Raw genomic sequence first — 10,474 nt, forward strand, 5'->3', positions numbered from 1 at the left:
CACACGATCCGCCGGATCAGCGACGCGGCATCGACCGACCCCTCGGGACCGATCTCGATGACCCCGCCCCCGTCGAGCGAGAGACGCGACCGCAGAATGTCGTGCCGGTCCAGGACCGCACCCACCGTCGCCGCCAACCCGTCCCCGTCGATACCGAGCGGGAGTTCGGCCTGGAGCGACATGGAGAACCGGTCGTAGCCGCCGCCGAGTTCCCGCATGTACGTCGCGATGGGCAGGAGGGGGAACGAGCCGGTGCCGCCGCCCTCGAACTCCTCCAGCACGGGGGCGGCCGCGCTGTCGCTCGCGGCGACCTCGGCGAGCGCGGCGACGGTCCGGCACTCGAAGATCTGCCGGGGCGTGACCTCCAGCCCCTGGGCGCGGGCCCGGGAGACGACCTGGATGGAGCGGATGGAGTCGCCGCCGACGGCGAAGAAGTCGTCGTCGACACCGACCCGGTCCAGACCGAGGACCTCGGCGTAGACGTCGGCGAGGATCCGCTCGGCCGCTGTGGCGGGTGCCCGGTAGGCGCCGCCGGTGAACTCCGGCTCGGGAAGGGCCTTGTGGTCCAGCTTGCCGTTGGGCATCAGCGGCAGGCGGTCCAGTACGACGAACGCGGACGGGACCATGAAGTCGGGCAGGTGCTGCGAGGCGTGGGTGCGCAGCTCGGCGGCCTCTATGCCGGAGCGGAAGTCGTGGACGTCGTTGTCGCTGGTGAAGGCGGGAACGACGTAGGCGACCAGCTGCTTCACGCCGGCGCCATGGGCTGCTTCGCGGGCGACGACCGCGGCCTGGCCGACGGCGGGGTGCGCGACCATCGCGGCCTCGACCTCGCCGGGCTCGATACGGAAGCCGCGGACCTTGACCTGGCTGTCGCCGCGGCCCGCGTACTCCAGCTCGCCCTGCGCGTTCCACCGGGCCAGGTCGCCCGTGCGGTACATCCGCGACCCGGGCGGCCCGAAGAGATCGGGAAGGAAGCGCTCGGCGGTCAGATCGGGGCGGCCGAGGTAACCGGCGGCCACCTCCCCCGCGATGTAGAGCTCTCCCGCGACACCCGGGACGACGGGCCGCAGGCCGGGGCTGAGCACGTAGGCGCGCATGTTGCCCAGCGGCCGCCCGATCGGCACGTTGCCGGTCCCGTCCCAGGCGTCGTCGGCGGCGATCGTGAAGGTGGTGGCGTAGAAGGACTCGGTCTGGCCGTAGGCGTTGACGATCCGGATGCCCGGCCGCAGATCCCGCAGACGGGTGACCAGAGAAGCCGGCAGCGCCTCACCCGCGAAGACGACCGTGTCCAGCCCGGCATGACTCGCGAGCTGGTCCAAAAGCTCCGCGAAAGCCGACGGAACCGTGGAGACGATATGCCCGCCCCAGCCCTCACGCTCACCCAGAACCAGAACATCCCGGACGATCTCGATCGTCCCGCCATGACACAGACTGGTGAAGATCTCGAAGACCGACACATCGAAGTTGACCGACGTACCCGCGAGCGCCGTACGCCCCGGACCCGCCCCGATCAGCCCCGCCAGCCGCGACACACCATTGACCACATTGCGATGAGTGACAGCGACACCCTTGGGCGTACCACTGGAACCCGAGGTGTACATCACGTACGCCAGATCACCCGGCCGCAGCGCGTCGCCCGGGCCGGCGGGGCCGTCCTCGCCGTTCTCCAGGTCGACATCGTCCAGGTGCAGGACGGCTGTGCCGGTGTCCGGGAGTACGGATTCGGTCGCGGCGTCCGTGAGGACCAGCTGGGGTGCGGCCTCGGTGAGGATGTGCGCGAGACGGTGGCTGGGGTACTTCGGGTCGACCGGCAGATACGCCGCCCCCGACTTCAGCACCGCCAGCATGCCCACCACCAGATCCGCCGACCGCGGCAGCGCCAGCGCCACCACCGACCCCGGACCCGCCCCACGCCCCACCAGATCCCGCGCCAGCCGGTTCGCCCGCGCGTCCACCTGCCCGTACGACAGCTCCACACCCTCGAAGACCACCGCCACCGCATCCGGAGCCAGCGCCACCTGACGCTCGAACAACCCGGCAATCGTGGTGTCGGCGATGTCGGCCGCGGTGGCGTTGATCTCGGCGAGCTGGCGGTGCTCGGCCGGCTCCAGGAGGTCGATGCTCCGCACCGGCGCCGAGGAATCGGCCACCAGAGCCCGCAGCACCCGGACGTACCGGGCTCCGATGGACTCGACCGTGGCCCGGTCGAAGAGGTCGGTCGCGTACTCGATGGTGCCGCGTGCCCCGTCGCGTTCGTCCGGGGCGACGTTGAACTCCAGGTCGAACTTGGCGGTCTTGGTGCCGAGCTGTTCGAAGTCGAGCCGGGTCGTCAGTCCCGGCAGGTCCACCTCGGCCCGCGTGATGTTCTGCCAGGCGAAGAAGACCTGGAAGAGCGGGTTGTAGGCGGTGGAGCGCTCGGGGCTGAGCTCGTCGACCAGCATGTCGAAGGGGACGTCCTGGTTGTCGTACGCACCCAGCGCCTTGTCCTTCACCTGGTCGAGGAGGTCCTCGAAGGTGGGGTTGCCGGGCAGCTGCACCCGCAGCACCCAGGTGTTGACGAAGAAGCCGATGAGATCGGCCAGCGCGTCGTCGATGCGGCCGGCGATCGGGGCGCCGATCGGGATGTCCTGACCGCCGCCCAGGTGGTGCAGCAGCACGCCGAGCGCCGACTGCAGGACCATCGAAACGCTCAGGCCGCGGGTCCGGGCCAGTTCCTCGACATCGGCCCGGAGCCCGGGCTCGATGCGGAACTCGACGTGGTCGCCCGCATGGCCGGCCACCGCCGGGCGGGGCCGGTCCAGGGGAAGGTTCAGCGGCTGGTCCATGCCGGCGAGCTGCTCGCGCCAGTAGGCGAGCTGCTCGCACAGGAGGGACTCGGGGTCGTTCTCGTCCCCGAGCAGATCGCGCTGCCACAGCGTGTAGTCGGAGTACTGGACCTGCAGTTCCTGCCAGCCCGGCGCGTCGCCGTCGCGGCGGGCGGTGTAGGCGGTCGACAGGTCGCGCAGCAGCGGTACGGCCGACTCCCCGTCCGCGGCGATGTGGTGGAACAGCAGGACCAGCACGTGTGCGTCGGGGGCGTGCCGCACCAGATGCGCCCTGACCGGCATCTCCGCGTACAGGTCGAACGCGTAGGAGATCAGTTCCCCGACGGTCCGATCCACCTCGTCCGGTGACACCGGCACGACCGGTACCTCCAGCGCCGCCTCCTCGACGGGCAGGACCCGCTGGTAGGGGACTCCCTGCTCCTCGAAGAGAACGGTACGCAGGACCTCGTGCCTGGCGACCACGTCACGGATCGCCGCCGTGAGCGCTTGTGTGTCCAGGTCGCCCGTCAGGTGCAGAGCCAGGGGGACGTTGTAGGTCGCCGAGGCCCCTTCGAAGCGGTCGAGGAACCACAGACGGCGCTGTGCATAGGACAAGGGGATCACTTTGGGTCTACTCCTTGGTCATCTTGCGTAGACGGGGCCGGCTCTTGGTGGTGCCAGTGGCCTGGACCTGACCCGAAAGCTCCGCAATTGTCGAATACTGGAAAATCGTCCGAATCGTTGTTTCGAGCCCGAGGGACCGGCGCATCCTGCCGATCAGGCGGGTCGCCTTCAGCGAGTTGCCGCCGAGGCTGAAGAAGCTGTCGTGGATCCCCACCCGCTCGACGCCGAGCACCTCGGCGAACAGCGCGCACAGCGCCTCTTCCTGCGGCGTGCGGCCGGGCACGTGACCCCCGCCCGCGGACTCGGCCCCGGGTTCGGGAAGTGACTGGTGGTCGACGCTGCCGTCGGCCGCCGCCGGCATGTCCTCCAGGAGGACGAAGGCGGCCGGCACCATGTGCTCCGGCAGACGCCGTGTCAGGAACTCGCGGAGTTCCCCGGTGTCCACCGGCCTGTTCCGCCGGGCGACGACGTAGCCGACGAGCTGCTCCTCGCCGTCCGTGTCCCCGCCGCGGAGCGTCACCGCCGCCTGGGAGACCGAGGGATGCGCGGCCACTGCGGCCTCGACGTCCTCGGTACGGAAGTGGTGGCCGCGGATCCGGGCCTGCCGCCCGCCGTGGCCGGCGTACTCCAGGGCGCCCTGCGTGTTCCACCGGGCCAGGTCGCCGGTGCGGTACATCCGCGATCCGGGCGGCCCGAAGGGGTCCGCGACGAAGTTCCGGGCGGTCAGAGCCGCCTGGCCCCGGTAGCCCCGGGCGACCTCGCCGGCGATGTACAGCTCGCCGGTGACGCCGGGCGGTACCAGCTGCAGTGCGGGGCTCAGCACGTAGGCGCGCACGCTTCCGAGTACGGAGCCGAGCGGGGCCGGTCCTTCGCCGTGCCATCCCTCCGCCGCGGCGAGCGCGGTGGCCCGGATGGTCTCGGCCGGACCGTAGGCGTTGACCACACGCACTCCCGGGATCTCCTCCCGGACGCGCTGTATGAACGATCCAAGCAGCACATCACCCGTGAACACCACTGTCCGGGCAAGGACCGGGGCCGTGGACCGGTTGAGAACCGAGGCGAGTAGCGGGGCGACCGTGCTGATCACGTCGCCGCTCCAGCCCGCCGTGCCGAGGGCGTCGAGGTCGTGGACGAGTTCGGCCTGTGCTCCCGCGCACACCGTGCCGAGAATCTCGAAGGCCGCCGTGTCGACGTGGGGTGACGTCGCCAGGACCTTCGCGCCGGGCGTGATGCCCGCGGCGGCGGTGAAGCGCCGGACGGCTTCGGCCAGGGCCCGGTGGCTGAGCGCCACCCCGCCCCGGGCCATCGGGCCGTAGCGCACGCAGCCAAGGTTCTCGTCCCGGAGCGGGGCGGCCAGGTCCGGCTCGGCCGGGTCGGTGTCCGGGCCCGCGGTGCACTCCGGGTCGTCCGGATGGATCAGCGGGATGTCGGTGAGCGCGAGTTCGGGTGCGGCGGTGGACGAGGCGAGGATCAGCTCGGGCGACGCCTCGACGAGGACCGTCTCCCGTTGTGCCGGAGTCTGGTCGGGGCTCAGCAGGGCGTAGCCGGCCCCTGCCTTCAGGGTCCCGAGCAGTGCGATCGCCAGCTCCGCGGAGCGTTCCATGGCCAGCCCGACCACCGTCTCGGGTCCCGCGCCCCGGCGGATCAGGCCGTGGGCCAGTCGGTTGGCGCGGGTGTTCAGCTCCCGGAAGGTCAGCGTGGTGTCCCCGAAGACCACCGCGATCGCGTCGGGTGCGGCGGCCGCGTGCTGCTCGAAGAGCGCCACCACCGTCCCTGAGCCCGGCCCGGCCGTGCCCGCGTTCCGGGACGTGGGCACGGGTGTCGTGGTGAGCAGCGCGTGCTCGGTGGCCAGCAGCAGGTCGACGGTGCCGATGCGGCGGTCGCCGGTGCCGGTGGCCAGCTGGCCGAGGACGGACCTGAACCGGTCGGCGATGTCCTGTGCGGCCTGCCGCTCGAAGAGGTGCGGCTGGTACTGGAGGGTCAGTCGGCCGTCCTCGACGATCAGTGCCAGTGGGTAGTTCGCGCCACCGACCGAATCGAGACCGGTGATCTCGAACCCGGCCGCCGACGTCGCCTCGGCGATGTCCGCGGGGTCCGACGGGTAGGACTGGAAGGCCACGATCGTGTCGAACAGGGTGTCCATGCCGGCGCCCTGGTGGATCTCGGTCAGGCTGTGGTGGTGGTGGTCCAGGAGCGCGGTCTGCCGGTTCTGGAGGCCGGTCAGGAACGCGGCGAACGTGCTGCCCGGCTCGCAGCGGGCACGTACCGGCACGGTGTTGATGAAGAGGCCGACCATCGACTCCACGCCCGCGAGCGTGCCGGGCCGTCCGGAGACGGCGGCGCCGAACACCACGTCCTGGCGCCCCGTCAGGGCCGAGAGGAGCACCGCCCAGGCACCCTGGACCAGGGTGTTGACCGTGACGCCCAGCTCCGCACCGCGGCGGGCGAGTGTGTCCGACTCCTGAGGTGTCAGTACGAGCCGGACTTCGCCGACGCCGCTGTCCGCCTCCTCGGAGCCGGCGGCGGGTGCCACGGTCGTCGCCCCGTCCAGGCCGGCGAGTTCGTCGGCCCAGGCGCGGGCGCTCTCCGCCTGGTCCTGCCGCGCGAGCCAGGCCAGGAAGTCCCGGTAGCTGCGGACCGGCGGCAGTGCGTCCGCGTCGTCGCCTGCGGCGTAGAGACGGAGCAGGTCTTCGGCGATGAGCTGTTCCGACCAGCCGTCGATCAGTACGTGGTGGGCGGTGAGGACCAGTTCGGCGCGCTCGGGGCCGCGCCTGACCAGTGCCAGGCGCAGCAGCGGCGGGATGGCCAGGTCGAAGCGGGCTGCCTGGTCCTCTGCCAGGAAGCGTGCGAACGCCTCGTCCTGGTCGGCGTCGGCCAGGTCACTGAGATCGATCTCCCGCCAGGGCAGTTCGACGTCCCCGACGACGATCTGCACGAGGTCGCCGGAGGTGTCGGGGGCGAAGGCCACCGCGAGGTTGGCGTACCGGTCCAGAAGGGCCTGCCCCACCGCCCGCATCCGGCCGGCGTCGACCGGCCCGTTCAGGTGGTAGACGGTCTGCAGGTGGTAGGTGTCGGTGCCGGTGTCGGCCAGCATGGACTCGAAGAGCATGCCGGACTGCATCGGGGTCAGCGGCCATACGTCCCTCAGCCGCGGGTAGCGCCGGCGGAGGGCTTCGGTGTCCTGTACGCCGAGGGCGAGCAGTGGCGTATCGCTGCTCTCGTCGGTGGGCGCGGTCTTCCCGGCGGCCTCGGCGAGCCGGGCGACGGTGCGCAGCTGGAGGATCTGGCGGGGGGTGATCGCCCAGCCCCGGAGCCTGGCCCGGGTGACGGCCTGGATGGCGCGGATGGAATCGCCGCCCAGGGCGACGAAGTCGTCGTCGACGCCGACCCGGTCCACGCGCAGGACATCGGCGTAGACGGCGGCCAGGATCTCCTCCCCCGGCGTTCCCGGTGCGCGGTAGGCGGGGCCGGACAGGCCGGGCTCCGGCAAGGACTTGCGGTCGACCTTTCCGTTGGGAGTGAGGGGAAGCCGGTCCAGGGGCACGATCGCCCGGGGGACCATGTACTCCGGGAGACGGTCCGCGGCGAGCCGGTGGAGTGCGTCGAGGTCGGTGCTGCCGCCGTCCTCCACGACGACGTAGGCGACGAGCTGATTGCGGTGCGCCAGTACGGCGCTCTGCTGCACCGAGGGGTGCGAGCGCAGCACCGCCTCGATCTCGCCGAGCTCCACCCGCAGCCCGTTGAGCTTGACCTGGAAGTCCTTGCGGCCCAGGAGTTCGATCAGGCCGTCCTCACCGAACCGCGCCATGTCGCCGGTGCGGTAGAGGCGCTCGCTCACTCCGGCGTGCGACCACTGCAGGAAGCGCTCGGCGGTGCGCTCGGGCTGGCCGAGGTACCCGCGGGCCACCCCCGTACCGGCCAGGTACAGCTCTCCGGGTACGCCCGGGGGCACGGGCTGGAAACCGTCGTCGAGGATGTAGGTGCGCTGGTTCGCCATCGGACGGCCGTACGGGATGCTCGTCCAGTCCGGGTCGGTCTCCACCACCTCGTAGATCGTGGAGTGGATGGATGCCTCGGTGGCGCCGCCGAGGGTGAACACGCGCATCGCGGGGGCGACCTCGCGGACCCGGCCGGGAAGCGGGACGGGGATCCAGTCCCCGCCCAGCATGGCGGCGCGCAGGTGGCGCAGCGGCTCGGCCCCGCTCTGCTCCAGGTGGTCGGTCAGCAGGTCGAGGAGGGCCGGGGCGGAGTTCCAGATCGTCACGCCGTGCTCGACCAGGAGTTCGGTCCAGTGCGCCGGGTCCTTCGTGCGTCCGGAGGAGGGGATGACCACGGCGCCGCCGGCGGCGGTGACGCCGAGGTACTCGTAGACGGACATGTCGAAGCTGGGGGACGACAGGGACAGGACCGAGTCGTCCGGCCTGGCCAGGAAGCGGGAGTTGAGGTCGGCGATGTTGTTGACCACGCCCCGGTGGTGGAGCGCGATCGGCTTGGGCGCACCGGTGGAGCCGGAGGTGTGGATGATGTAGCAGAGGTGATCGGGGGTGGCCACGGGCTCGGGGTTGTGCGTGGGGCAGGCCGACAGGTCGGTGCCCCCGGCGCCGAGCATGACCAGGGGGGCGTCGGTCCCGGGCAGGCGCGAGGCGAGTGCGTCGCGGGTCACGATGACGGCGCACGCGGTGCCCGTGACCATGCCGGCGATCCGCTGGGCCGGGTAGTCCGGGTCGAGCGGCACGTACGCACCGCCCGCCTTGAGGATGCCGAGCATCGCTATGAGCAGTTCCGGCGAGCGTTCCAGGCAGAGGCCGACCCGTGCGTCCGGCCCGATCCCCAGGGAACGCAGGTGGTGGGCGAGGCGGTTGGCCGCGGCGTTGACCTCACCGAAGGTGAACCGTGTGCCTTCGTGGACGGCCGCGGTCGCGTCCGGCCGCTGCCCGGCACGGGCTTCGAAGGCGTCGTGGAGGCAGCTGCCGTCCGCCAGGTCCGCCCCGGTCCGGTTCCAGTCGACCAGCATGCGCCGCAGTTCGGCGTCGGTGAGCAGGCGGAGGTGGGAGACCGGTGTGTCGGGCCGGCGCAGCGCGTCCTCGAGGAGGGTTCGGTAGTGCGTGAGGATCCGGCGTGCGGTACCGGGGTCGAAGAGGGAGCTGTCGTAGTGGAGTTCCACCAGCCCGTCGCGGACGACGAGCCGGAGCTCGTAGGGGGCCGCGCCGTCGACCAGCTCCACCGGACCGACGAAGGCCAGTGCGAGGGGGACGGTTTCCGCGGCGGGTGCGGGCCCGGTGGTCACGGCGCCGGCCAGCTCGCGCAGGGTCCTCGGGCCGGTGACCTGGATCCGCGCGTGGGTGGTGCCCGAGCTGTCGGTGCGGTCGTATCCGATGCCTTCCTGGCCGGTGTAGCGGTGGAGCAGCGCGGCGAACGCGGCCGCGTGCGCGGGCTGCCGGTCGAGGCCGGGCACCGCGGCGTACGCGTCGAGGCCGCAGGTCTCCACCGCCGTGCACCTCGGCTGCGCGCCGGGGCGGCGGGGCCGGTCCGTGGGCAGCAGAACGGGCGGCTGCGCCAGGTCCGTGTCCTGGTCGGTGTGGTTCACTGTCCGGCTCCGATCAGGGCTGCGGGGGCGCGGTCACCGGCGTCGAGGACCAGCGGGTAACGAGCGCACAGCTCCCCGACCTCCGCGCGGATGCGCACGACCTCGGCCGGGTCGATCAGGTACTCGGTGTCGCTCATGGGGGTGGTGGCGGTGATCACGGCGTGCAGCAGGCGGGCGCACTCCCGCATCTGGAGGGGGGACATCCCTCGCTGGGCGAGGATGTTGGTACCGAGCCGCAGGCCACTGGTGACGAGCGGCGGCTTCGTGTCGCCGGGGATGCGGTTGCGGTTGGCGAGGATCCCGCACTGTTCAAGGGCCCGCTCGGCGACGACTCCGGTCAGTCCGCGGTCGATGATGTCCAGCAGGACCATGTGGTTGTCGGTGCCGCCGGTCAGGACCCGGTAGCCGAGGACGGACAGCTCGTAGGCGAGCGTGCCGGCGTTCTCCACGATCAGCCGTGCGACGTCCCTGAACTCCGGGCCCGCCGCGAGCGAGAAGGCCCGGGCCTTGGCGGCGATCGTGGCCGGGCTGGGCGTGCCCTGCGACTGCGGGAAGACGGCGCGCTGCATCAGCCGGAACAGCGGTGTGCGTCCGTCGGGTCCCGGGGCGCGGTAGTCCCTGCCACTGAGGATGAGGCCGCCGCGAGGACCGCCGAGCTGCTTGTAGGTGCTGGTCGTGGTGATGTGGGCGGCGTCGATGGGACTGGGGTGCTCGCCGGTGACCACCAGGCCGGCGATGTGGGAGATGTCGGCGAGGAGATAGGCGCCGACGGAGTCGGCGATGGCCCGGAAGCGGTCGAAGTCGACCGTGCGGGGGTAGGCGCTGGCGCCGGCGATCAGGACTCCGGGCCGGTGCTGCAGGGCGAGTTCGGCGACCTGGGCGTAGTCGATGCGGCCGGAGCGGTCCAGGCCGTAGTGCACGGCGTTGAAGTGCCGTCCGGTCACCGAGGCCGGCGATCCGTGGGTGAGGTGGCCGCCCGCGTCCAGGTCGAGCCCGAGGAGGGTGCCGCCCGGCGGGATGAGCGCGGTGAGCACGGCCAGGTTGGCCGAGGAGCAGGAGTGCGGCTGCACGTTCGCGTACTGGGCTCCGAACAGGCTCTTGGCCCGCTCGATGGCGAGCAGTTCGACCTCGTCGAAGCGGGCGGCGCCGGGGTGGTAGCGCGCCGCGGGGTAGCCCTCGGCGGTGACGTTGGACAGGGCCGCTCCGCCGGCTGCGAGGACCGAGGGGTCGGCCACGCTCGCCGAGGCGATCATCGCCAGAGTCGTGTCCTGGTGGCGCACCTCGGCGTCCAGCAGACCGGCGAGCTCGGGGTCCGAGCGGTGCAGGGACTCCATGCCGATCTGCAGATGCCTGGCCTGCTCCCCGCCTTCGAACCCGTCACCCTGAAGGGGGGACGGCGCCCGCCCCGCGTGCCACTGACCGGCCATTTCCTACGCCTCGTCTCTCGTTCGGTACTGCC

General features: G+C 71.7%; 3 protein-coding genes. All 3 read right to left on the bottom strand.

Annotated elements, in window-relative coordinates; all coding sequences use genetic code 11:
- Positions 1 to 3,419 (bottom strand): amino acid adenylation domain-containing protein (locus ACGFZA_RS40610; protein ID WP_393685974.1); only part of this gene is annotated, 3,419 nt, incomplete at its 3' end.
- Positions 3,420 to 3,435: 16 nt separating this feature from the next.
- The gene (locus tag ACGFZA_RS40615; protein ID WP_393685976.1) at positions 3,436 to 9,015 is read right to left on the bottom strand and encodes an amino acid adenylation domain-containing protein; all 5,580 of its coding nucleotides are present in this window, start codon (positions 9,013 to 9,015) and stop codon (positions 3,436 to 3,438) included.
- Entirely contained in the window at positions 9,012 to 10,442 is a 1,431-nt protein-coding gene (gene glyA / locus ACGFZA_RS40620) for a serine hydroxymethyltransferase (RefSeq protein ID WP_385286038.1), read from the bottom strand. The genes ACGFZA_RS40615 and glyA overlap by 4 nt, the downstream gene beginning before the upstream one ends.
- Positions 10,443 to 10,474 lie beyond the last annotated feature (32 nt).

The sequence above is a fragment of the Streptomyces sp. NPDC048211 genome (genome assembly GCF_043202315.1).
Taxonomy (GTDB): Bacteria; Actinomycetota; Actinomycetes; order Streptomycetales; family Streptomycetaceae; genus Streptomyces.